The 22,816-nt window shown below is 66.3% G+C and carries 21 protein-coding genes; 14 read left to right on the forward strand and 7 right to left on the reverse strand.

The window, feature by feature from the left end; genetic code table 11:
* Positions 1 to 125: 125 nt before the first annotated feature.
* Both AC1DKQ_RS19435 and AC1DKQ_RS19440 read right to left on the reverse strand, forming a co-directional pair.
* On the reverse strand, positions 126 to 794 hold the full coding sequence (locus tag AC1DKQ_RS19435; RefSeq protein WP_476919896.1) for a DeoR/GlpR family DNA-binding transcription regulator: 669 nt from the start codon (positions 792 to 794) through the stop codon (positions 126 to 128).
* 106 nt (positions 795 to 900) lie between these two features.
* Positions 901 to 1,104 (reverse strand): hypothetical protein, encoded by a 204-nt coding sequence (locus AC1DKQ_RS19440; protein WP_476885318.1) that lies wholly within the window; start codon positions 1,102 to 1,104, stop codon positions 901 to 903.
* 449 nt (positions 1,105 to 1,553) lie between these two features.
* On the opposite strand from AC1DKQ_RS19440, the gene AC1DKQ_RS19445 reads away from it, so the two are divergent.
* A complete protein-coding gene (locus AC1DKQ_RS19445; protein WP_476919897.1) occupies positions 1,554 to 2,582 on the forward strand; it encodes an MBL fold metallo-hydrolase in 1,029 nt (342 codons plus the stop codon).
* Between the two features lie 142 nt (positions 2,583 to 2,724).
* Here the strand turns inward: AC1DKQ_RS19445 and AC1DKQ_RS19450 are convergent, their stop codons facing one another.
* Positions 2,725 to 2,958: a hypothetical protein gene (locus tag AC1DKQ_RS19450; protein ID WP_476919898.1), complete on the reverse strand. Its 234-nt coding sequence runs from the start codon at positions 2,956 to 2,958 to the stop codon at positions 2,725 to 2,727.
* A gap of 257 nt (positions 2,959 to 3,215) precedes the next feature.
* Here AC1DKQ_RS19450 and AC1DKQ_RS19455 point away from each other — a divergent pair, with 257 nt between their 5' ends.
* The 3 genes from AC1DKQ_RS19455 to AC1DKQ_RS19465 all read left to right on the forward strand — a co-directional run bounded on the left by AC1DKQ_RS19455 (position 3,216) and on the right by AC1DKQ_RS19465 (position 5,827).
* A complete protein-coding gene (locus tag AC1DKQ_RS19455) occupies positions 3,216 to 3,821 on the forward strand; it encodes a DnaJ family domain-containing protein (protein ID WP_476919899.1) in 606 nt (201 codons plus the stop codon).
* A 38-nt stretch (positions 3,822 to 3,859) separates the two neighbouring features.
* Positions 3,860 to 4,756, forward strand: coding sequence for an SDR family oxidoreductase (locus AC1DKQ_RS19460; protein ID WP_476919900.1), 897 nt, complete (start codon positions 3,860 to 3,862; stop codon positions 4,754 to 4,756).
* 294 nt (positions 4,757 to 5,050) lie between these two features.
* Positions 5,051 to 5,827, forward strand: a complete 777-nt coding sequence (locus AC1DKQ_RS19465; RefSeq protein ID WP_476919901.1) for a hypothetical protein — start codon at positions 5,051 to 5,053, stop codon at positions 5,825 to 5,827.
* A 95-nt stretch (positions 5,828 to 5,922) separates the two neighbouring features.
* Here the strand turns inward: AC1DKQ_RS19465 and AC1DKQ_RS19470 are convergent, their stop codons facing one another.
* Genes AC1DKQ_RS19470 through AC1DKQ_RS19480 form a run of 3 tightly spaced genes read right to left on the reverse strand, consistent with a single transcriptional unit; the run spans position 5,923 to position 9,387 of the window.
* Positions 5,923 to 6,882 (reverse strand): aldose 1-epimerase family protein, encoded by a 960-nt coding sequence (locus AC1DKQ_RS19470; RefSeq protein ID WP_476919902.1) that lies wholly within the window; start codon positions 6,880 to 6,882, stop codon positions 5,923 to 5,925.
* Positions 6,883 to 6,884: 2 nt separating this feature from the next.
* Positions 6,885 to 8,084, reverse strand: coding sequence for an ROK family protein (locus AC1DKQ_RS19475; protein WP_476919903.1), 1,200 nt, complete (start codon positions 8,082 to 8,084; stop codon positions 6,885 to 6,887).
* Between the two features lie 43 nt (positions 8,085 to 8,127).
* The gene (locus tag AC1DKQ_RS19480; RefSeq protein WP_476919912.1) at positions 8,128 to 9,387 is read right to left on the reverse strand and encodes an FAD-binding protein; all 1,260 of its coding nucleotides are present in this window, start codon (positions 9,385 to 9,387) and stop codon (positions 8,128 to 8,130) included.
* A gap of 278 nt (positions 9,388 to 9,665) precedes the next feature.
* Here AC1DKQ_RS19480 and xylA point away from each other — a divergent pair, with 278 nt between their 5' ends.
* Both xylA and AC1DKQ_RS19490 read left to right on the forward strand, forming a co-directional pair.
* Positions 9,666 to 10,856 carry a xylose isomerase gene (gene xylA / locus AC1DKQ_RS19485; RefSeq protein WP_476885326.1) on the forward strand — a complete coding sequence of 397 codons (1,191 nt, stop codon included), beginning with the start codon at positions 9,666 to 9,668 and terminating at the stop codon, positions 10,854 to 10,856.
* Positions 10,857 to 10,875: 19 nt separating this feature from the next.
* The gene (locus AC1DKQ_RS19490) at positions 10,876 to 12,405 is read left to right on the forward strand and encodes a xylulokinase (protein ID WP_476885327.1); all 1,530 of its coding nucleotides are present in this window, start codon (positions 10,876 to 10,878) and stop codon (positions 12,403 to 12,405) included.
* Between the two features lie 104 nt (positions 12,406 to 12,509).
* On the opposite strand, the gene AC1DKQ_RS19495 is transcribed toward AC1DKQ_RS19490, so the two are convergent.
* A complete protein-coding gene (locus AC1DKQ_RS19495; RefSeq protein ID WP_476885328.1) occupies positions 12,510 to 13,577 on the reverse strand; it encodes a LacI family DNA-binding transcriptional regulator in 1,068 nt (355 codons plus the stop codon).
* Positions 13,578 to 13,858: 281 nt separating this feature from the next.
* Between AC1DKQ_RS19495 and AC1DKQ_RS19500 the strand changes: the two genes are divergently transcribed.
* The 8 genes from AC1DKQ_RS19500 to AC1DKQ_RS19535 all read left to right on the forward strand — a co-directional run bounded on the left by AC1DKQ_RS19500 (position 13,859) and on the right by AC1DKQ_RS19535 (position 22,815).
* Positions 13,859 to 15,178 carry an extracellular solute-binding protein gene (locus AC1DKQ_RS19500; protein WP_476919904.1) on the forward strand — a complete coding sequence of 440 codons (1,320 nt, stop codon included), beginning with the start codon at positions 13,859 to 13,861 and terminating at the stop codon, positions 15,176 to 15,178.
* 4 nt (positions 15,179 to 15,182) lie between these two features.
* Positions 15,183 to 16,085 (forward strand): carbohydrate ABC transporter permease, encoded by a 903-nt coding sequence (locus AC1DKQ_RS19505; protein ID WP_476885330.1) that lies wholly within the window; start codon positions 15,183 to 15,185, stop codon positions 16,083 to 16,085.
* A complete protein-coding gene (locus AC1DKQ_RS19510; protein ID WP_476885331.1) occupies positions 16,085 to 16,987 on the forward strand; it encodes a carbohydrate ABC transporter permease in 903 nt (300 codons plus the stop codon). Before AC1DKQ_RS19505 ends, AC1DKQ_RS19510 begins: the two co-directional genes overlap by 1 nt.
* Positions 16,988 to 17,045: 58 nt before the next feature.
* Positions 17,046 to 18,251, forward strand: coding sequence for a Gfo/Idh/MocA family protein (locus tag AC1DKQ_RS19515; protein WP_476885332.1), 1,206 nt, complete (start codon positions 17,046 to 17,048; stop codon positions 18,249 to 18,251).
* Between the two features lie 11 nt (positions 18,252 to 18,262).
* Entirely contained in the window at positions 18,263 to 19,267 is a 1,005-nt protein-coding gene (locus tag AC1DKQ_RS19520; RefSeq protein WP_476885333.1) for a sugar phosphate isomerase/epimerase family protein, read from the forward strand.
* Between the two features lie 40 nt (positions 19,268 to 19,307).
* Complete coding sequence (locus AC1DKQ_RS19525) at positions 19,308 to 20,009, forward strand: ThuA domain-containing protein (RefSeq protein ID WP_476885334.1); 702 nt, start codon at positions 19,308 to 19,310, stop codon at positions 20,007 to 20,009.
* Entirely contained in the window at positions 19,994 to 21,106 is a 1,113-nt protein-coding gene (locus tag AC1DKQ_RS19530) for a Gfo/Idh/MocA family protein (protein WP_476885335.1), read from the forward strand. Before AC1DKQ_RS19525 ends, AC1DKQ_RS19530 begins: the two co-directional genes overlap by 16 nt.
* Positions 21,107 to 21,333: 227 nt before the next feature.
* Positions 21,334 to 22,815, forward strand: coding sequence for a purine-cytosine permease family protein (locus AC1DKQ_RS19535; RefSeq protein WP_476885336.1), 1,482 nt, complete (start codon positions 21,334 to 21,336; stop codon positions 22,813 to 22,815).
* The last annotated feature ends 1 nt before the right edge of the window (position 22,816 follow it).

Raw genomic sequence — 22,816 nt, forward strand, 5'->3', positions numbered from 1 at the left:
CAATCACGACCTGGATCGAAAGGACCTACCACCGCCGGCGACGGCAAAGACGGCTGGGAAAACTCACGCCCATCGAATATGAAACAATCAACCGGACCGCGCTCACAGCGGCCTAAGACCCCGAGTCAACAAAAGCCGGGGCAGTCCCTTTCTAACGGGAGCTGGCTGTCGGTGACCACGGCATCCAGCTTGCCGAGTGGAGCCACCCGGAACTTCGGGACCGTGCCGAACTTGGTGCTGTCCGCCAGCAGGAAGCACGACGACGACGCCTCCAAGGCGGCGAGCTTGATCTCCACCTTGTCCATCGAGGGCGTGGTCACACCGCGGGACATGTTCCACGTGCCGGTGCTGAGGAAGAAGAGGTCAATGTTGATGCCCTTGACCGCGTCCGCTGCGATCTGGCCGCAGCTCGAGGCGCTGGCCGGGTCCACCACGCCGCCGGTGTGGATGGTCTCCACCTGCGAGTAGGCGAAGAGGCTGGTCACCACATAGAAGTCGTTGGTGACCACCGTGATGTTCTTGCGGCCGGCGAGATGCGGCACCACGGACTGGCAGGTGGTTCCGGCGTCGAGGAACACCACCATGTCATCTTCCACGAACTGTGCCGCGAGCTCCGCGATGGCCTGCTTGCGCGGCAGCTCCAGCTGGGCACGGAATTCCCGCTCCCGCGGCGGCTCCTGGCTGGTCCAATCCGCGAGCCGGACGCCGCCCGGCACCGATGCCACCTGGCCCAGCTCCTCCAGCGCCGTGATGTCCCGTTCTTGGCCGCCACGCGGACGAAATGGGCGGGGCACTGGCCCCCAACGGTGACGAGTACCGGCGCCAACAGACCGCGACGCATGTCGTGGAGTCCGGAGAAGATCAGGGGATCAGCGAGGATCCGGGCAACGGCCCACGGATTCAGTCAGCACCAGCAAGGGCCGCAGCAATCCGGTGCACAGATTCTTCCTTGGACGCCCCCAGCATCTCGGCGATTATGCCGACCAGCAGTTCGCCTACCCTGCCGAGCCCGGCAATAGCTTCGGAATCACCCCCGGGAAGGTCCTTGGTCATCGCGGTGTATCCCTGTGCGTCATTGTGAACAAACGTAGTGAGAAGTGCCATTCCCAGATCTACAACGTCGTGAGACCTATCCTTTTCCATCGCCAATGCTCCTTTGAAAGGCAGACGAGAGCCGAATCCCGGTTATCCATACAACGTAATCACGGCACATTGGGAATAGCTTGGGAAAAAGCCTATTGGCCCTTCCTGCGACCCGCGCGAAGCGTTAGTCTGCCACCCGGCGCATCCACGACCGGGATTCTCGCGAGGTGGCCGGCCGGGCCGAGGCGCGATGTCCGCATTCCGCTGACCCGGAAGTCGAACACCGCCGTTCCCGATCCGGACGCCGACGCCCAGAGCGTCGCGGTGTAAGCACCGGCCGCGAACTGCCCATCCGCGGCGTGTGGGTGTCGCCGGCGCCGTCGGAACCGGTCATCATGGAGTGTTGGTGCGTCATTGCGGACCTGGCGGCCGCCGCACCCCGCCACCAGCGCCGACGCACAGGAGAACGCATGGAGACGCCCCCGGACCTGATCGACTTCACCGCAGGCCAACCCCGTGCCGGTGATCTGGACGTTTCCTGGATCCACGGGTCAGAATCCGCGAAGCACAACACCGACCCGGACATCCAGGTCCATGCCTGCGACGAGCACACGTTCATCCTGCGCCAGAACATGGCGGTCAACTATGAAGCGCCGTTCATGTTCCTGCTGTTCGGCAACGCCCGGGCGGTGCTCATCGATACGGGCGCCACGGCGTCCCCGGGCTTCTTGCCGCTGCGCCGCGTGGTCGACGGCCTCGTGGACGCCTGGCTTGCCGCGCATCCCCGCCCCAGCTACCAACTCCTTGTCCTGCATACCCATCCGCACGGGGACCATGTTGCGGGGGACGCCCAGTTCGCCGGCCGCCCCGGCACCGTTGTGGTGGACGCGGACCGGGACAGCGCGTGGGAATTCTTCGGATTCGCCGGCGCTTCCGGCCGTTCCGGCGACGCCGGCGCTTCCGGTAACGCCGGCGCTTCCGGCGACGCCGGCGCTTCCGGTAACGCCGGCGCTTCCGGCGACGCCGGCGCTTCCGTTACTGCCAACGGCGACGACGGGTTTGGCGGGTTTGGCGGCGACGCCGGTTTGCCGGCTCAGGTGGATTTGGGCGGGCGCGTCCTGCAGTGCTGGCCCAGCCCGGGGCACCACAACGCGGCGATCACCTTCTACGATCCCCACACCGGGTTCCTCCTCACCGGAGACACGGTCTACCCGGGCCGGCTCTACATCCACGACTGGCCCGCGTTTGTCCGCACCATCGACCGGCTGATCGGGTTCTGCAGCACTCACCCCGTCACCCACGTCCTGGGCTGCCACATCGAAATGTCGCGGGAACCCGGCGTCGACTATCCGGTCCTCACCACTTACCAGCCCGACGAACCACCGCTGCAGATGACCGTCGGGCAGCTCCAGGAAATCCGCCGCGCCATCGACGAGGCGGGCGGACGCCCCGGCCGGCACGTGTTTCCCGGCTTCATCCTCTGCCTCGAAGGGGCCTGAGGCGGCCACCGTCTCGTGACCCTCAACGCCCCCGCAGCGACGCCGCGGCTGGGTCCGCCGTAATCCTTGCGCAAACCTGCGTTGGCGCCGGGTTTCTGATCCAGGGCCTGTGTTCTAGTGATTGTGGTCCAGCCGACTGCGTCTAGTGGACTGCGACGTCCTCCGCGTCCTGGGGCCCAACGAAGTTGCACGAGCCCGGGTGGCGCACGGGCAGCGTGCAGGTGCGACCGGTGGGCAGGTGGACGTTGGCGCACCGGCCCGCCATGGCCACGTCTTCGCGGACATGCGTGACGTGCGTGCTGCTCTGTTCCTGTGGCGCTTGCTCGACGCTTGTTTGTTGGGAGTTTCCGGACACGCTGCGGTTTTGGCTGTTCACGGCTGCAACTCCTTGAGATCTGCGGTGCAGAGGGGATGGGAAGGGTGCTTAGTTTTACCAGAAGTCCCCAGCTTCGCACGGCTGGGTTAACACCGGGTTACGGGCGTGTAAGGATCCCGCCGCGGCGGGGGCGTGCGGCCCGGCCGGGCCCGGCCCCCCGGGGCGATACCGCCGAACGGACCTTTTGCCACCGCCCGGCTGTTCCGCATACTGGAAAGCAGATCCGCGATTCCGGCAGGTGAGGACGGTGGTGGCTGATGAGCAGCGGGGTAGACGGTTCCGGCAGCGCATTCCGGCGCCGGGTGGAGCGTGCCGCGGAACTCCGGGCGGTGCGGGCGTCGGGCAGCACCGCCCAGGAGAACGACGCACTCAACGCCGCCGAGGAAGAGCTCCGGCAAAAGCGCGCAAAGATCGACGACGCCGCGAAGGCCGAGTACCTGATCCGGGACGCCATGGCGCAGGGCAAGTTCGACAACCTCAAGTACGCCGGCAAACCCATTCCCGGCCTGGGCGAGGCGTATGACCCCGACTGGTGGGTCAAGGGCCTGATCCAGCGGGAGAACATCGCCGGCCTGGGCCCGAAGGCGATCCTGCTCCGCACCGAGGACGCCGAGCTCGATGCCCGTCTCGATGCTCAGTTCAGCGAAAAGCAGGTCCGCGAGATCGTGGAGGACTTCAACGCCAGAATCATCGATGCCCGGCGGCAGCTCCAGGGTGGCCCGCCCGTGATCACCAAGACGCGTGATGTCGACGTCGAACTGGAGCGCTGGCGGGGGCGCCGGGCTGCCGCGGCCGCCATAGCCCCGCCGGAGCCGGAACCCACGCGGTCCTGGTGGCGGCGGCTCTGGAACGGGGCTGGCTAGGCGCAGCTCAGGGGAAACTGTCAATCTAGGAGCAAACAATGTCTGAACAGGAACCTGTCCTGGTGGTTGGTGCAACGGGATGGCTCGGCGGCCAGGTGGTCGACCGGCTCCTTGCCCGTGGCAAGAAGGTGCGCGCCCTTGTGCGCCCGACCTCGGACGCGGCCAAACTCGAAGCCAAGGACGTCGAGATAGCCCGCGGCGATATGCTCGACCTCGATTCCCTCGTCATCGCCATGACCGGCACCGCGGCGGTAATCACGACGGCGGCCGGCTACACCGGGAAGAACAAGAACGCCGACGAGATCGACACCCGTGGCAACGCCAATCTTGCCATCGCCGCGAGCAAGGCCGGGGTGCCGCGCTTTGTGCTCACCAGCATCCTCACGAGTGACCAGACACCCGGCGTGCCGCATTTCTGGCGCAAGAAGCTCACCGAGGACAAGCTCGAAGAACTCGGTGTCCCGTTCGTCGCGTTGCGCCCCGGAGCATTTTTCGACCAGATTGCCCGGCTTGGTGGTGACCCGTTCGAGAAGGGCCGCATCATCTGGCTCGGCTCCAAGAGCGTCCCCCTGACGTTCGTCTTGACCAGCGACCTCGCGACCTACCTCGCCGAAGCCGTCGACGCGGACATCGCCGACGGGGAACGCATCGATATCGGCTGGACGCGCCCCATCAGTATGCAGGAAGGCGCTGAACTGGCGTCACGGCTGGCAAACAAGAAAATTGGGGTGCTCTCCCTTCCCACCGGACTGCTCCTCAGGATAGGCAAGATCTCAGGAAAGTCCGGCTCGCGTATGAGGGACATGGGAGCCATGGCGGCCTGGTTTGGCACCGGCCGGTACGTGGCCAACACGAGCCGCCAGACAGAAGTCTTCGGTCCCGCTCCAACGCCGGAAGACGCCATTGCGCGCTTCGCTGCCCAGCTTGGCCACTGACGGGCGCACGGTGCTCAGATCGTCGGCGGTGCCGTGGCCGGCAGCTGTGGCCGGGCAAAGTTGAATTCGCCGGAAGCCTGCCAGTACGCCGGAAAGTTCCCGCGAACCCGCAGTTCTCCGGCGAATTCGTGCACGGGGGGCGCGTCGGGACTCGGGAGCGTCCGCAATGTGCCCGTCCAAGGTCCAAAGTCCGTGGCTTCGCCCGCGCAATCGGCGTAGCCTGCGCGTTTATATGGCAAGCAAAGCAGGCGCGGGTATTTCGCCCGCGCGCACGGCACGAGGCGGGCGGCGCACATGAGGATGTCCGGAACGCAGGACAGCAACACCCCGCGGCAAGCCGCGTCAGCTGGACCGGACCAGCATTCAGGACTGCGCGCACCTTTGCGCCTTGCCGCCACGCTGGCGTTTGCCGGCTTCGCGGTGTCGGTGATTGCTGGACTGTTCCACGCCGACACTGCCAGCGCGAACGACCACCCGGCCACGTTCGCGGAGTACGCCCGCAGCGGCATCTGGACAGCGGTCCACCTGGGCCAGTTCGCTGGCATGGCGCTTCTCATCTCAGGGCTGCTGGTCCTGCTGGTGGTCCTGAAAGCGCCGGAGGGGGTCATGGCCTGGGCGGCACGGTTCGGCGTTGTGGCGGCGGTCGCCGCGCTGGCCCTGTATGCCTCGCTCCAGGCTGTCGACGGCGTTGCCCTCAAGCACGCAGTGGACGCCTGGGCTGCCGCCGCGGAACCGGAGAAAACCGCCCGGTTTGCGACCGCCGAGGGCATCCGGTGGCTCGAGTGGGGTGTGCGCAGTTACCAGAGCTTCGTGCTGGGCGCGGCCCTGCTCCTGACCGGTGCCGTGGTTGTCGGGGCACACCGCGTCTCCGGGCTGATCGGCTATCTCATGGCGCTTTCCGGGCTGGCGTATGTAGCCCAGGGCTGGGTTGTCGGAGCCGAAGGCTTCTCCCCGGCGAACGCCATTCCCATCCTGGCCGGGATTGTCTTGATCCTGGTGTGGTCCGTGTGGCTGCTGGTCAGCGCCTGGTTCGGGAAGGACGCGCCGGCCCGCGCCCGGAGACGCGGCTAGCGGCACGCGCCCCCCCGTCCGAATTCGCCGGAATCCTGCCGGTTCGCCGGAACGTTCCGGCGAGACCGCAGGGTTCCGGCGAAGTCGCGGGCTTATCAGGGCAGCTGGTAGCGGATGCCCCAGCTGAGGTGCCACGTCTCGCCGGGCGCCAACCAGCGCAGCCCCTCACCGCTGTTCAAGGCATCGGCCGGGGCCGTCATCGGTTCCACCGCCACCGCTGTGACGAGGCCGCCGTCGGTGGGAAAGACACTTGTGGTGAACGCCTGGACATAGCCAAAGGAGGCATCCATGAACAATTGCACCCGGCTGCCGTCCGGGGCCTCCAGATAGTGGAGCGAGCTGCCATCCGATTCCCGGCGGACGTCGCTCCACGCGTCGTCGAGGGCGACGTCGCCCACGCGCTGCCCCGCCCGGAAATCGTGCCGGGTCCCGCTGACGGCGGCGGTGGCGCCGGTCGGGTTCAGCCGTTCGTCGACCTCGATGTGGGTGTCGGCGTTGATGAACAGCGTCAGGTCCTCCGTCGGCACAGTCCCCAGCTTGAGGAAGGGGTGCGCCCCGACGGCGACCGGGGCGGCCCGGCTGCCGGTGTTCGTCAGGCTGTGGCTGACAAGAAGACCGTCCGCCGTGAGTTGGTAGCGGACCGCCGTCTCGAGTTCAAAGGGGTAGCCCGGTGCGGGGGTAACACCGGCCGCCAGCGTGATGCTGTCCTCCGTCCGGTGCGCAACGCTGTACGCGGCGCCGGACAGCAGCCCGTGCAGGGCGTTGCCGTTGCCGGGTTCGGTGATCTCCAGCTGCTGCGGAACGCCGTCGTAGGTCCACTTCCCGCCAGCCACCCTGTTGGGCCAGGGCACCAGGATCCAGCCAGCGCACGACGGCGGTGCGGACCAGGCGGGGTAATACTGCAGGAGGGCGACGCCGTCGATTTCGAGAGCCCGCAGGCTGGCAGCGATTTCCGTCACGACGGCTCGTTGGCGCCGGCCTCCCAGAGCGGCCTGCAGCTCGTATTGCTCACCCATCGGTGACATGGACTTGTTCTGCATCGTCTTGTTCTGCACGGTCAGCCTGTCTGTGAGGCGGGTGCGGGCACGGCGCCGGTGGCGGTGCCGAGACCCGCGGGATCCGCCAGGAACTGGGTGAAGGCCAGCTCTGCAGCCCCGATCATCATCAGATCGGAACCCAGCGCCGCCCGGTAGATTTTGACCTGGCCCGCGGGACCGTCCATTGCCTGGGACAGCAGCGTGCCGTTCAACGACGTCGGCGCGAGCGCATGCAGCGTCCCCAGGAACCCGTCCAGCACGATTGCCTCGGGGTTAAAAATGTTCACGGCATTGCGCAGGGCTAGGCCCAGATAGAGAAGCTGGCGGTTGACTTCGTCGTTCACCTCAGGACTGCTGCTGTCCGCGAGGGCTTTTTCGAGGTCCGCGGTGTCTCCGCGGGTCAAGCCAGCCAATTCAAGGAGGCGGGACTGGGAGACTTCGGTTTCCAGGCAGCCCGTGGCACCGCAATGACAGGTCTTGCCTCCCGTGCGGACGAAGGTGTGGCCGAGTTCCCCGGCATAGCCAGAGGCCCCCCGGAGCAGTTGTCCGTCGGCGATGATCCCGCCGCCAATGCCGCTCGCGCCGCCGTTGAGGTAGATGAGGTTTTCCTGCCCGGCGCCCGCCCCGAAAATCAGCTCGGCTTCGGCGCCCAGGGAGGCGTCGTTGGCGGCTTGGCACGGGTAGCCGGTGGCCTCGCTCAGCATCCGGGCGACCGGCTCATTGCGCCAGCCCAGGTGCGGTGCAAGCCGCACGACGCCGTCGTCGCGGTTGACCAGCCCGGGCACGGCCACACCGATGCCGGTGATCCGGTATGAAGCATCCAGTTCGGAGCGCATTCCGGCGATCACAGCCGAGGCGATGTTCACCGCTTCCCGGGCGCTCGGTATCCGTTCGGTTTCGAAGCGGATTTTCTTTTGCACCTTCCCGCCGAGGCTGACCAGGCCGATGGTCACAGCGTCGATTTCCGGATTGACGGCCAGCGCCGCAACCGAAGGGCTTGGATGGACCTCCGGGCTGGGCCTGCCCACCTGACCCTCGCCGGCGGGCGCCGTTTCATAGACCACGCCCAGGGAGACGAGCTGACCGATCAGCGTCCCGACCGTGGAGCGGTTAAGCCCCGTGTGCCGGGTCAGCTGGGCGCGGCTGAGGACGCCACGGTGATGGACGAGGGAGGTCAGCAGCGACAGATTGTTCCGGCGCGACGGATCCGGCTCGCTCACAGACGCGGAAGCATGGGTACGTGGAGGCATCATCGTGAGACTATCAGCGGCCGAACACGGTGCGGTCCAGGAACGCGTTGCGGAACTTTCCGGCCGGATCCAGCCGGCCGGCCAGGGCGGTGAAGTCTGCAAAACGGGGGTACAGCGGGGCGAGGCCGGCGGCCCCGGCGTGGAACAGTTTGCCCCAATGCGGCCGGGCGGCGAACGGGGCCAGCTCCGCTTCAAGGAGCGGCAGGATGGCCGCGACCGCGGGCTCGTCCTGGCGCCAGGTGAAGTGCAGGCCGATCCCGTCCCGGCCGTAGTTTGGGCTGAGCCACAGATCGTCTGCCGCGATGGTGCGGATTTCCCCTACCAGGAGCAGGGGAGTGACGACGTCGGAGAGTCTCCGCATAGTGCGGATGGCCGCCACGGCATGCTCCCGGGGGATCAGGTATTCGCTCTGCAGCTCGTCGCCCTTGCTGGGCGTGAACTCCATCCTGAAGTGGGCGAGCCTGTCGGACCACGGACCGGGAACGCCGAGCTGCTGGGTGCAGTTGCTTCCCGTCACCCCGGGCAGCGGGTGCCGCGCCTGGGAGGCCGGGGTGCCGGCGAAAAATTCCGGCAATCCGGCGGGTAGCGCCGCCTGGTCTGTGCGGTTCTTGAGCCACGCCTGGCCCACGGTGCCCCCGCTCCAGTCGGTGAACAGGCTCACGCTGTAAGCCGAGGACGTGACGTCGTCGAAGCTCGCCAAGACCTGTTCCCAGTCCAAGTCTTCAAAGACACTCTGCGCAATCTCGAAGCTGGGCTCGATGTCCAGGGTCAGGCGGCTCACGATGCCCAGGGCCCCAAGCCCCACCACCATGCCGGCAAAGTCTGCGTCGCCGCGGCGGGCCGTGAGCACGGTGCCATCGGCGGTGATCAGCTCAAGCGCCGCCACAGCCGTGGCGAGATTGCCATTGCCATCGCCGGAGCCATGCGTGGCGGTGGCAACAGCTCCCGCCACCGAGATGTGCGGCAACGAGGCGAGGTTGTGGAGGGCGAAGCCGTGGTGCTGGAGCTCGGCCGCGAGCGTCCCGTAGCGCGTGCCGCCGCCGACGGTAACGGTCATGTCCTGCTCGTCGATGCTGATGCCGGCGTCGAGCCCATCCAGCACCACCAGGGTCCCTGAGGTGTCGGCGATGTCGTTGAAGGAGTGACGGGACCCCAGCGCGCGGATTTTCCCGGCGCCGGCGACCAATTCCTGAAGTTCCGCCACGCTGGCCGGATTGGCTATCCGCGGGGCCCGGTAGCAGTAGTTCCCCGCCCAGTTGCGCCCGGTCACCATCTGATCGATCACGGTTGAATCCTTCACTCCGGGGCCTCTTTGCGTATCGGTTGTGGATGGGCTGCGTTGTCGGCTGCCTCGATGGCTGCCGTACTTGCTGTCAATTTGCTGTTAATCACAACATAACACGTGCCCCTAAGAACCGCTACAGTACAGCGGATCAGTTCGAATCTAACGACAAGCATGTGGTTGACACCACAGAAATCTATAATATGTTTGTCTCTAGAACAATTCATTCTGAGCCCGCAAACAGTCACATCTACCCCTCGGAGCATTCAATGACGATTCAGCCCACCCGTGATGACAAGTTTTCCTTCGGCCTCTGGACGGTGGGCTGGGAGGCCCAGGACCAGTTCGGTTCCGCCACCCGCCCGCCGCTGGACACGGTTGAGGCCGTCAACAGGCTCAGCGACCTCGGCGCCTACGGCATCACCTTCCACGACAACGACCTCTTTCCCTTCGGCTGCTCCGCCGCTGACCGCCAGCGCGAAATCGACCGGCTGACGGGCGCGCTGAAGTCCACCGGGATGATCGTCCCGATGGTCACCACCAACCTGTTCAGCCACCCCGTCTTCAAAGACGGCGGCTTCACCAGCAACGACCGCGGCGTCCGGCGCTTCGCCCTGCGCAAGGTGCTGGACAACATCGACCTCGCCGCCGAGCTCGGTGCCGAAACCTTCGTCATGTGGGGCGGGCGCGAAGGCAGCGAATACGACGCCGCCAAGGACATCCGCGGCGCCCTGGAACGCTACCGCGAGGCCGTGAACCTGCTGGGCGACTACGTCACGGACAAGGGCTACAACATCCGGTTCGCCATCGAGCCCAAGCCCAACGAACCCCGCGGCGACATCCTCCTCCCCACCCTGGGCCACGCCTTGGCGTTCATCGAAACGCTCGAGCGCCCCGAACTGGTGGGCATCAACCCCGAAACCGGGCACGAGCAGATGGCCGGCCTGAACTTCACCCACGGGATCGCCCAGGCGCTCTACCAGGGCAAGCTCTTCCACATCGACCTCAACGGCCAGCGCAGCATCAAGTTCGACCAGGACCTGGTGTTCGGCCACGGCGATTTGCAGAACGCGTTCTCCCTAGTGGACCTGCTCGAAAACGGCGGCCCCGACGGCGGCCCCGCCTACAACGGTCCGCGCCACTTCGACTACAAGCCCAGCCGCACCGAGGACATCGACGGCGTGTGGGACTCCGCGGCCGCCAACATGCAGACCTACCTGCTGCTCAAGGAACGCGCCAAGGCCTTCCGCGCCGACCCCGAGGTCCAGGCGGCGCTGCAGGCCTCGCGCGTCGCAGAAATCAACGAGCCCACACTCAACCCGGGCGAGGGCTACGAACAGCTCCGCGCGGACCGCGCCTCCTACGAGGACTTCGACGCCGACGCCTACTTCGGCGGCAAGGGCTTCGGCTTCGTGAAGCTGCAGCAGCTGTTCATCGAGCACCTGCTCGGCGCCCGCTGATCCCGTGGCGGCTGCTCCCATGACCCTTGTTGCCGGCGTCGACTCCTCCACCCAAAGCTGCAAGGTGGTGGTCCTCGACGCCGGCAGCGGCACCCTGGTCCGCGAGGGCCGCGCGGCCCACCCGGACGGCACGGAAGTGCACCCGGACCACTGGTGGCGGGCTTTGTCCGCAGCGTTCGACGACGCCGGCGGGCTGGCGGACGTCAGTTCGCTGTCGGTGGCGGGCCAGCAGCACGGCATGGTGCTGCTGGATCACGCCGGTGAGGTGGTGCGGCCGGCCCTGCTGTGGAATGACACCCGCTCGGCCGGGGCCGCGGCCGCACTCACAGACGAAGTGGGCGCGGAGGACTTTGTCCGACGGACCGGGCTGGTCCCGGTGGCCTCCTTCACCATTACGAAGGTCCGCTGGGTCCGGGACCACGAGCCGGAACTGGCGGACCGGGTGGCGGCTGTCGCGCTGCCGCACGACTGGCTGACGTGGCGGCTCCGCGGCTACGGCCCGGCATCCTCCAGCCCGCTGGGCCCGGACCTGGAACAGCTCACCACGGACCGCTCGGACGCCAGCGGAACCGGCTACTGGAGCCCCTCGGCCGGTGAGTACGACCTTGGACTGTTCAAGGCTGCCTTCGGCCGGGACGCCAGGGAAGCCACCGGGAACGCCGGGCCAGGAGAAGCCGGAACCGTGGTTCTGCCGCGGGTTCTCGGCCCCGGCGACACCCCCGGAGCGATCCACCCAAACTGCTTCGGACCCGGCACGGCGGAACTGGCCGGCGCTGCTGGCTCTGGCACGGTGGCGTCAGGGCACCGGATCCTGCTCGGCGCCGGCGCCGGGGACAACGCGGCCGCCGCCCTGGGACTGGGCGCGGAGCCCGGAGACGTCGTGGTGTCGGTGGGCACCAGCGGCACGGTATTCTCGGTGGCCTCCCAGGCCGTCGCCGATCCCAGCGGAACGGTGGCAGGTTTCGCGGACGCCAGCGGCGAGTACCTGCCCATCGCCGTAACCTTGAACGCGGCGCGGGTGCTCAGCTCGGTGGCAGACATCCTGGGCGTGGATTTCGACGAACTGTCGCGTCTTGCCCTCGAAGCCGAACCAGGTGCCGGGGGAGTGGTGCTGGTGCCGTACTTCGAAGGTGAGCGCACGCCCAACCTGCCGCACGCCAAAGCGAGCCTCCATGGACTCAGCATCGCCTCCAGCACCCGGAGCAACCTTGCCCGGGCCGCCATCGAAGGCATGCTGTGCGGACTGTCCGGCGGACTGGATGCCCTGCGCGGGCAAGGGGGCGCCGCAACCCGTCTCCTCCTGATCGGCGGCGCCGTGCAGAACCCGGCGGTGCAGGCCGTCGCGGCCCAGGTCTTCGACCTGCCGGTCGTGATCCCCCGCCCCGGGGAGTACGTCGCCCGGGGCGCTGCCGTGCAGGCAGCCTGGGCGCTCGGCGGCAACCGCCCGGCCTGGCCCGTCGCGGTGGACGCCGCACCGGCCCCGGACTTCCAGCCTGACATTGGGCAGAACTACCTGAGGGCGAGCCGCCACATTGACCCCGGTGACTGAACCCCTGCTGGCCGGAACTCCGTCGCTTGTCTCAGGTCACGGGATCTGCTCCGCGTTTCCGGGAATCCTGGCTGCTGTCGAGCCGGCCTCGAATGCGGCGGGGACTACTGCCGCGGCGCTCCCGGTTCCGGGTCGCCCGTGGCCGGAGGCGCCGTCGATTCCCGGACCACAAGGTGGGTGGCGAGTTCCACGCGGCGCGAATCGAGCTCCTCGCCGTTGGCCTGCCGGAGGACTGCGCGCAGGGCGGCGCGGCCCATCTCCTGCAGTGGCTGCGTCACCGTGGTCAAGGCAGGGATGGACTGCTCCGCCTGGTACGTGCCATCGAAGCCAACCAGGCTCAAGTCTTCGGGGATCCGCAGCCCGTGCCTCCGGGCTTCGGCCAGGACGCCGAGCCCGATGCTGTCACTTCCCGCGAATATGGCCGTCGGCGGCTCGTGCAGGGCCATAAGAATCTGGAGGCCGCGAATTCCGTGTTCCGGGCGGAACTTGTCCAGCAGGATGTAGTCGGGCCGCACCTGGACACCGTCGGCCATGAGTGCCGCCATGTAGCCATGGAGACGCGCCTGATTGCATTCCGCCGATTCCGGTCCGCCAATGAACGCGATCCGCCGGTGGCCGAGGCCGAGTAGGTGTTCCGTAGCTTCCTTCCCGCCCGCCCAGTTGGTGGCACCCACGCTGACAACCTCCGGCGGCGGCGGGTTGAGCGGATCGATCACCACCACGGGAATATGCCTGCGGCGGAAGGCACTCAACTGGGCCGTGCTGAAGCCGGAGGTCACCACGATCAGACCGAGCCGGCCGTCATCCAAGATGCGCTGGGCACGCCGCTCCGGGCTGAGTGTCATGGCGGGTGCGTGCCCTGTCACATCAACCAGGATCTCGACGTCAACCGAGGCGCCCTGCTCCAGCACTCCATTAAGGACCTCGACGGCGTAGGCGGAGTGCAGCGAGTCGAACACCACTTCCACGATTGCCGTCCGGCCCCCGGCATGCTTGCGCTGCTGCGGGGATTGGTAGCCCAGTTCTTCAAGTGCCGCCAGGACCTTGATGCGGGTGCTCTCGGCAACATCCTCCCGCCCATTGATGACCTTGGAGACAGTGGGGGAGGAGACGCCGGCCTCCCGGGCGACGGCGGCAAGCGTTGGCTTGCCGTGACCCTGGACTATTGACACGTGGACTCCTGTACTTTCGAAATATTTCGATACCAAAAGTCTCGCGTTATTTGCCGCAGGCGTCAAGCCCCCGCTGCTCGCAGCACGATGTCTTTCGCGATCCCTATTGACTGTGACCGTTGTCACCACTACCTTAGTTTCAGAAGTCGCAAACTTTTACGAAACTTTTCGGAAATCAGCTTTTCCCCCAGTAACGGCAGCACGCTTCCTTTTGGAAGCGCGTCTGCCGCCCTCACAACCGGGCCATCAATGAAGAACCCGGAGGACGAATGGAATCCCAGATGAAAACTCGTACGTTCCGCAGTGCCGCGCTGGCCGTCTCGGCCGCCGCAGTTTCGATCAGCCTAGCCGCCTGCGGTTCCAGCGGTCCGGCCGGCAGCGCCGCAAATGCCGACTCGGCCTCAATGTGGGGCCTGACCGGCGGAAACCAGCCGGTTTTGCAGAAGTCCATCACGGACTGGAACTCCGCGCACCCGGATTCGACCATCAAGCTGGATTTCTTCGCGAATGACGCCTACAAGACCAAAGTCCGCACCGCCGTCGGTGCCGGCCAGGGCCCGACCTTCATCTACGGCTGGGGCGGCGGCGTGCTGAAGTCCTACGTGGACGCCGGACAGGTGGATGACCTCTCCGGGTTCCTAAAGGACAACCCCGCCGTCAAGGACCGCTACCTTCCGGCGGTACTGAAGAACGGCGTGATCGACGGCAAAACGTACGCCCTGCCCAACAACAACGTTCAGCCCGTGGTGCTGTACTTCAACAAGGATGTATTCGCCAAGGTCGGCGCCGAACCTCCCAAGACGTGGGATGAGCTGATGGCACTGGTGCCGAAATTCAAGGATGCCGGCATTGCCCCGTTCTCACTCGGCGGCCAGTCCAGGTGGCCGGATCTGATGTGGCTGGAATACCTCGTGGAGCGCATCGGCGGCCCGGAGGTCTTCGCCAACATCGCGGCCAACAAGCCGGACGCGTGGTCAGACCCCGCGGTCACCGAAGCGCTGACCAAGATCCAGCAGCTCGTGGACGCTGGCGGATTCGCCAACGGGTTCTCGTCCATCGCGGCGGACAGCAACGCCGACCAGGCACTGATGTACACCGGCAAGGCGGCCATGATCCTGCAGGGCGGCTGGATCTACCAAAGCATGAAGAAGGACGCCGGCGACTTCGTCAAGAACGGCAAGCTCGGCTTCACCACCTTCCCCACGGTTTCCGGCGGTAAGGGAGACCCGGCCAACGTAGTAGGCAACCCCTCCAACTTCTGGTCCGTCTCCTCGAAAGCCAGTGATGGACAGAAGAAGGCCGCCCTCGGGTATGTCAAGGACGGCATGTTCTCCGACAGCAACATCCAGGGCCTGATCGATTCGGGGGCCGTGCCGGTGGTCAAGGGCATCGAGAGCAAGCTCGCCGCGTCCCCGGACAAGGACTTCCTGTCCTATGTGTACGGCATGGCAAAGAACGCCCCGAGCTTCACGCTCTCCTGGGACCAGGCTCTCAGCCCGGCGCAGGGTGATGCCATGCTGGCCAACCTCGACCAGATTTTCCTGAAGAAGATCACCCCGGAGCAGTTCGTCACCACAATGAACGCGACGATCGGTAAGTAATCCAGTGTCCACCACATCCGGTTCCTCCCGACGGGCCCTTCAGCCGGGCCCGTCGGGGTGGCTGGCCGCGCCGGCCCTTGCTTTCTTCCTGCTGTTCGCCATCATTCCGCTGATCGGCGTCTTGTTCCTGAGCTTCACGTCCTGGGACGGTCTGGGCGAGATCAAGCTGGACGGGCTGAGCAGCTGGACCACAGTCTTGACCGACCCCGTTACCGGCAACGCCCTGCTGGTGACGGCGAAGATCATGTTCTTCTCGTTCATCGTCCAGGCGCCGATCAGCCTGCTCCTGGGCGTCTTCACCGCCGGGGGACAGAAGTACCGCGCGGCCTTGGCCGTCCTGTATTTCGTGCCGCTGCTGCTGTCCTCTGCCGCCGTCGCCATCGCGTTCAAGGCCCTTCTGGACCCGAACTTCGGCTTCGGCGCCGGGCTCGGCATACCGGCTCTATCCCAAGACTGGCTGGGCAATTCGGACCTGGTCCTGTTCGTCGTCGTCTTCGTCATTGCTTGGCAGTTCGTGCCGTTCCACACCCTGATCTACCAAGGCGGAGTGCGCCAGATCCCCACGTCGCTCTACGAGGCGGCGCAGATCGACGGTGCCGGACGGGTCCAGCAGTTCTTCAACATCACCCTGCCCCAACTGAAATACACCATCATCACCTCCTCCACGCTCATGGTGGTCGGATCGCTGGCGTATTTTGACCTCGTCTTCGTCCTCACCGGCGGCGGTCCCGGCTACGCCACCCGGCTTCTCCCGCTGCACATGTACCTCACCGGGTTCAAGGCCAATGACATGGGCGCCGCGAGTGCCCTCGGCGTCATCCTGGTCGTGATCGGCCTGGCTCTTGCCCTGGTGCTGCAGAGACTGGGCGGAAAGAACCGCAACGCAAGCCAATTGGAAGGTGCCTGATGGCTTCCCTAACCCAGCTCCCCGTCCCGTCCACCGCGCCCGTCCGTCCCGAAGCCAGTCCCCGTCCCCGGACCAAGGGACCGGGCCGGACCCGCCCCAACTTCCTGGGCGGTCTGGGCGGGTGGCTCTGGCTGGCCATCATCATCGTCCCGATCTATTACGTGGTGGTGACGAGCCTGAAAAATCAGGCGGGGTTCTTCACGTCCAACCCGATGATGCCGCCCACTGAGCCGACCCTGGACAACTACAAACTGGTGGTGGAGAACGACTTCGTCCGGTACTTTGCCAACAGCCTTATCGTCACGGTGGGCAGCACCATCCCGGCGCTGTTCGTGTCCTTCATGGCTGCCTACGCGATCGTCCGCGGCAAGAGCCGGTTCCTGAACTGGACAAACAGCCTTTTTCTGCTGGGCCTGGCCATCCCGCTGCACGCCACGATCATCCCTATCTACTGGATGATCACGCGCGCCCATATGTACGACACCCTGCTGGCCCTGATCCTGCCCTCCGTCGCCTTCGCCATCCCGATCTCCGTGCTGATCCTGTCCAACTTCATGCGGGACGTGCCGAACGAACTCTTCGAGTCCATGCGGTTGGATGGATGCTCCGACTGGGCCATGATGTGGCGTCTGGCGCTGCCCATGACGCGGCCTGCTGTGGTGACCGTCGGCATCTACAACGCGCTCGGAGTGTGGAACGGCTTCCTGTTCCCGCTGATCCTGACGCAGAGCCCTGAGACCCGGGTGCTGCCGCTGTCACTGTGGACGTTCCAGGGCGAATTCAGCGTCAACATCCCGGCCGTCCTGGCCGCCGTCGTGCTCGCGACGCTGCCGCTGCTGGTGGTCTACGTCATCGCCCGGCGCCAGCTGCTCAGCGGCCTCACCGCAGGCTTCAGCAAATAGTGCGGGGCCCTTTGCCAGAGCACGGCTCCGAATTCCACCCTTTCCGAAAGGTTTACCGATGACTGACGCTACGAGCCTGCGCGTGGGCATGGTGGGCTACGCGTTCATGGGGGCCGCCCATTCCCACGCCTGGCGGACCGCGCCGCGGTTCTTTGACCTGCCGCTGCGGCCGGAACTGACCGCGGTCGCGGGACGGAACGCCGACGGCGTGCGGGCCGCGGCGGCGAAGATGGGCTGGGAGTCCCATGAGACGGACTGGCGGGCTCTAATCGAGCGGGACGACATCGACCTGATCGACATCTGCACCCCGGGCAACACCCACGCCGAGATCGCGATCGCCGCGCTTGAGGCCGGCAAGCATGTCCTGTGCGAGAAGCCGCTGGCCAACTCCGTCGCCGAGGCCGAACGGATGGCTGACGCCGCCGAGGCCGCGGCGGCCCGGGGCGTGTACTCCATGTGCGGCTTCAGCTACCGCCGCACACCGGCCCTGGCCCTGGCCCGGCGGATGGTCGCAGAGGGCCGGCTCGGGCAGATCCGGCACGTGCGGGCCCAGTACCTGCAGGACTGGCTCTCCGACGCCGACGCGCCCCTGACCTGGCGGCTGGACAAGTCCAAGTCCGGTTCCGGCTCGCTCGGGGACATCGGAGCCCACAGCATCGACGCCGCCCAGTGGATCACCGGACGAAACATCACCGGCGTCTCGGCCCTGCTGGAGACCTTCGTCAAAGACCGCCCCGTCGCCGGCGAGCTCGTTGGCCTGGGCGGGCACGGCACCACTGGCGCCGAAGCCGTGCGCGGGCCGGTGACCGTGGACGACGCCGCCATCTTCAGCGCCCGCTTCGCCGGCGACGGACCCGGCAACGGAAACGGTGCCGGACCCATCGGGGTGTTCGAGGCCACCCGCTTCGCGCTGGGCCGCAAGAACGCCATGCGCCTGGAACTCAACGGCACCACGGGATCGCTGGCCTTCGACTTCGAAGACATGAACGCACTGTCCTTCTACGACGCCGCCGATGGCCCCGACGCCGGCTTCCGCAAGATCCAGGTCACCGAACCCGAACACCCCTACACCGCGAACTGGTGGCCCACCGGACACCCGATCGGCTACGAACACCTCTTCACCCACCAAGCGGTCGACCTCATCAACGCCATCGCCGCCCACCAGCCCCCGGCACCATCCTTCGCCGACGCCCTCCAGGTCCAAAAAGTCCTCGCCGCCATCGAATCCAGCGCTGAGGCCGACAGCCACTGGCACCACGTCTGAGAGGAATCACCATGACACGACCCATCACGCTCTTCACCGGCCAGTGGGCCGACTTGCCCTTCGAAGAGGTGGCGCGGCTCGCCGGCGAGTGGGGCTTCGACGGCCTGGAGATCGCCTGCTGGGGCGACCACCTGGACCCGCAGCGCGCCGTCGAGGACGACACCTACCTCCAAGGCCGGCTGGACATCCTGGACAAACACCAACTCAAGGTCCACGCGATCGCCAACCACCTGACCGGACAGGCCGTCTGCGACGACCCGATCGACGAACGCCACGAGGGTATCCTTCCCGCCCACGTCTGGGGCGACGGCGACGCCGAAGGGGTCCGCACCCGCGCCGCCGAGGCCATGAAGACCACTGCCCGCGCAGCTGCAAGGCTGGGCGTGCAGACCGTCACCGGCTTCACGGGATCCTCGATCTGGAAATGCGTCGCCATGTTCCCGCCTGCCTCGGACGCCATGATCGAACGCGGCTACCAGGACTTCGCGGACCGGTGGAACCCGATCCTCGACGTCTTCGACGAGGAAGGGGTCCGTTTCGCCCTTGAGGTCCACCCGTCCGAAATCGCCTACGACTACTGGACCGCCAAACGCACCCTCGAGGCAATCGGATACCGGGAGAACTTCGGCCTGAACTTCGACCCGTCCCACTTCCTGTGGCAGGACCTGGATCCTGTCATGTTCCTGCAGGACTTCGCGGACAAGATCTTCCACGTTCATGTCAAGGAATCCGTCCGCCAGCTCAACGGCCGCAACGGCCGGCTCGGCTCCCACCTGCCGTGGGCTGACCCGCGCCGCGGATGGGACTTCGTCACGGCCGGCCACGGCGACGTCCACTGGGAACCGATCTTCCGGACCTTGAACGCCATCGGATACCAGGGGCCCACGAGCGTGGAGTGGGAGGACGCCGGCATGGATCGCCTGGTCGGTGCACCGCAGGCCCTCGCACTGGTCAAGGAACTGGCCGCGATCACACCCCCCGCAGCGGCATTCGACTCCGCCTTCGCCGCCCGCTGAGCCGGCCGCGGCCATAACAAACCAACAACAGAGGAACCCCATGACAAACAATCAGAAAACCGCGCTCGTGGTGCGCGGCGGCTGGGACGGGCACCAGCCCGTTGAGGCCACCGAGGAATTCATCCCGTACCTGAAAGCCAACGGCTACGAGGTCCGGGTGGAGGAATCGCCCAAGATCTACGCCGACGCCGAATACCTGGCCGGGGTGGACCTGATCATGCAGTGCATGACCATGTCCACCATCGAAAAGGATGAGTTCGAGGGGCTTCGCGCCGCCGTCGAGAACGGCACTGGCCTCGCCGGCTGGCACGGCGGCATCGCGGATTCCTACCGCAACACCTCCGACTACCTGCACCTGATCGGCGGCCAGTTTGCCTGCCACCCGGGCAAACACCCGGATGAACGGACAGGCGAGCAACCCGACAACTACGTCCCCTACACGGTCAATATGCTCCCGGCGGCCGCGGAGCACCCAATCACTGCCGGCCTCGGCGACTTCGACCTCGTCACCGAACAGTACTGGGTCCTCGCCGACGACTACATCGACGTCCTGGCCACCACCACCCAGAAAGTCCGGGCATGGGACCCCTGGCAACGGGAAGTCACCTCGCCGGCCATCTGGACCCGGCAATGGGGAAAAGGCAAGATCTTCGTTTGCACCCCGGGACACCGGGTCGAAATCCTCCAGGACAACAATGTCCGCACCATCATCGAAAGGGGCCTGCTGTGGGCAAGCCGGTAAACGTTGGAATCATCGGCTGTGGAGCCATCATCGCCCAGTACCTGGCGAACTTCCGCCGGCTCCAGGACATCAACCTCGTCGCTGTCGCTGACCTGGACCCCGCCCGGGCGCAGGCAGTCGCCGACTCATACGACGGCGTCCGGGCGCTCACGGTCGACGCGCTCCTGGCCGCCGACGACGTCGAGCTCGTCCTGAACCTGACCATCCCGGCAGCCCACGCCGAGGTGGCGCTGCGCGCGATTGCCGCCGGCAAATCCGTGTACGGTGAAAAGCCCCTCGCGGCCACGACGGCGGAGGCCCGGCAAGTGCTGGACGCTGCGCGGAAGGCCGGAGTCGCGGTTGGCTGCGCCCCTGACACCGTGCTCGGCACCGGGATCCAGACCGCCCGGAAGGCAATCGACGACGGGCTGATCGGCACGCCGATCTCCGCCGCTGCCACCATGGCCACGCCCGGTCATGAGCGCTGGCACCCGAACCCGGACTTCTATTACCAGCCAGGCGGCGGTCCGCTGCTGGACATGGGACCGTACTACGTCTCGGCCCTGGTCACGTTGCTCGGACCGGTGGTCTCGGTGATCGGCGCTGCCAGCCACACGCGCGACGAGCGGACCATCGGCTCGGGTCCGCGTGAGGGCCAGAGGGTCCCCGTGGCAATCGATACCCATGTCACTGGCGTCCTAATCCATGCCTCGGGGGCCTTGTCCACACTGGTGATGAGCTTCGACGCAGTGAAGACCCGGAGCCCCAACATCGAAATCCATGGCGAGCACGGTTCCCTCGTGGTCCCGGACCCGAACCACTTCGACGGCGATGTGCAGCTCTTCGCCCTCGGCGCGGAGGACTGGGAGACCCTTCCGGTCTCGGCCGGTTACACGGACGCGGGGCGCGGCTTCGGCGTCGCGGACCTCGTCCGCACGCCGGCCGGCCAGGAGCCACGGGCCGGAGGTGTCCTGGCTTTCCACGCCCTGGAAGTGATGGAGTCCGTGCTGGAGTCGGCGCATACGGGCACGCCTGTCCGGATTGGCAGCACAGTGTCGCGCCCCGAACCGGTCGAGCTGGACGCCATCGCTGACGCTCCCGTGGCGGTCACCTCGTAGCGCCCGTTCAGCCGCGCCCTCCCAGCCGTGCCCGGCCGAATTCGCCGGAAACCTGCCAGCTCGCCGGAACGTTCCGGCGACCCCGCGGGCTTCCGGCGAATTCGCGCGAACGGGCGGTATCTGAAATCCCGGACGGAGAATCAAACTTCGCCGTGATGCAGCTCACGCGCCATGTTCAGATGTACTCACGACTTCGTCAGGATCCATTCTCAATGTGAGGAACACTCATGCAGGCCACCACACGAACGGGAACAGCAGAGCCGCGCGTAGAGCGCCGCTCGATCGATTTCGTCCCTGAACACGAACGCCACGGATCGCCGGCGCAGCAATTCACCCTATGGTTCGGCGCGAACATGCAGATCACGGCAATCGTGGACGGAGCGCTGGCGGTGCTGTTCGGCGCCGATGCCCTGTGGGCGATCCTCGGACTGCTGATCGGCAACATCCTTGGCGGAGCCGTCATGGCACTGCACGCGGCCCAGGGACCCAAGCTGGGTCTCCCGCAGATGATCTCCAGCCGTGCGCAGTTTGGTGTCCTTGGCGCCGTGATCCCCCTGGTGTTGGTCATCATCATGTATCTCGGCTTCGCGGCCACCGGAACTGTCCTGGCGGGGCAGGCCGTCGAGCAGATCACGCACACCGGGACGCCGGCCGTGGGCATGGTCATCTTCGGGGCCTTGACCGTGCTGGTGGCGACCCTGGGCTACAAGTACATCCACCTGATGGGCCGGATTTCGACCGTCGTCGGCGTCCTAGGCTTCACCTACCTTGGCATCAGGCTCCTCACCAGCCAGGACGTCGGCGCACTGCTCAGCTCCGGCAGCTTCGAATTTCCCACCTTCCTCCTGGCCGTCTCCCTCGGTGCCGGTTGGCAGCTGACCTACGGCCCGTACGTCGCCGACTACTCCCGCTACCTGCCCTCGGACACCGCGCCGCGACGAACTTTCCTGGCCGCATTCTTTGGCACGGTGCTTGGATCGCAGTGGTCAATGACCCTCGGCGCCCTGTTCGCAGCCCTGGCGTTGCCCAAGGGCCAGCGGTTCCTCGACGGTCAGGTGGCCTTCCTCGGCAACCTCAGCGGCGGCGGCCTGATCGCCGTCGTCATTTACCTGGTGATCGTGACCGGAAAACTGACCGTCAACACCCTCAACGCCTACGGCGGATACATGACAATGCTGACCTCCGTAACAGCGTTCACGCGCAAATCGACGGCACCGTCACGGACCCGGCTGGTCTACGTGGTCGCCTTCATCGGGCTTTCCGTCCTCATCGCGGTACTGGCTTCGCCGGACTTCATCGCCAACTTCAAGAACTTCGTCCTGCTCCTGCTCATGGTTTTCATCCCGTGGAGCTCGATCAACCTCGTGGACTACTACCTCGTCTCGAAGGAAAAGGTGGACATCCCGGCGCTGTACGATCCTGACGGCCGGTACGGGCGGTGGAACAAGACCGCGCTGCTTTCCTATGCCCTCGGCATTCTCGTCCAGATTCCGTTCCTGGCCCAGACTCTCTACACCGGACCGATGACCAAGCTGCTGGGTGGCGCCGACATCTCCTGGCTGGTGGGCCTGGTGGTTACCGCCCTCGTGTTTTACCCGCTGGCCAAGCGAAACTCGAACGCACCGGCGCACATGATCTATCCGGCCGACGCCGGCCCGCTTGCCGCTGCCTCGGCCAGCGAAGCGCTTCAGAGCAGCCCGGTGTCCTGAA

Source organism: Arthrobacter sp. 05L421 (assembly GCF_056397785.1).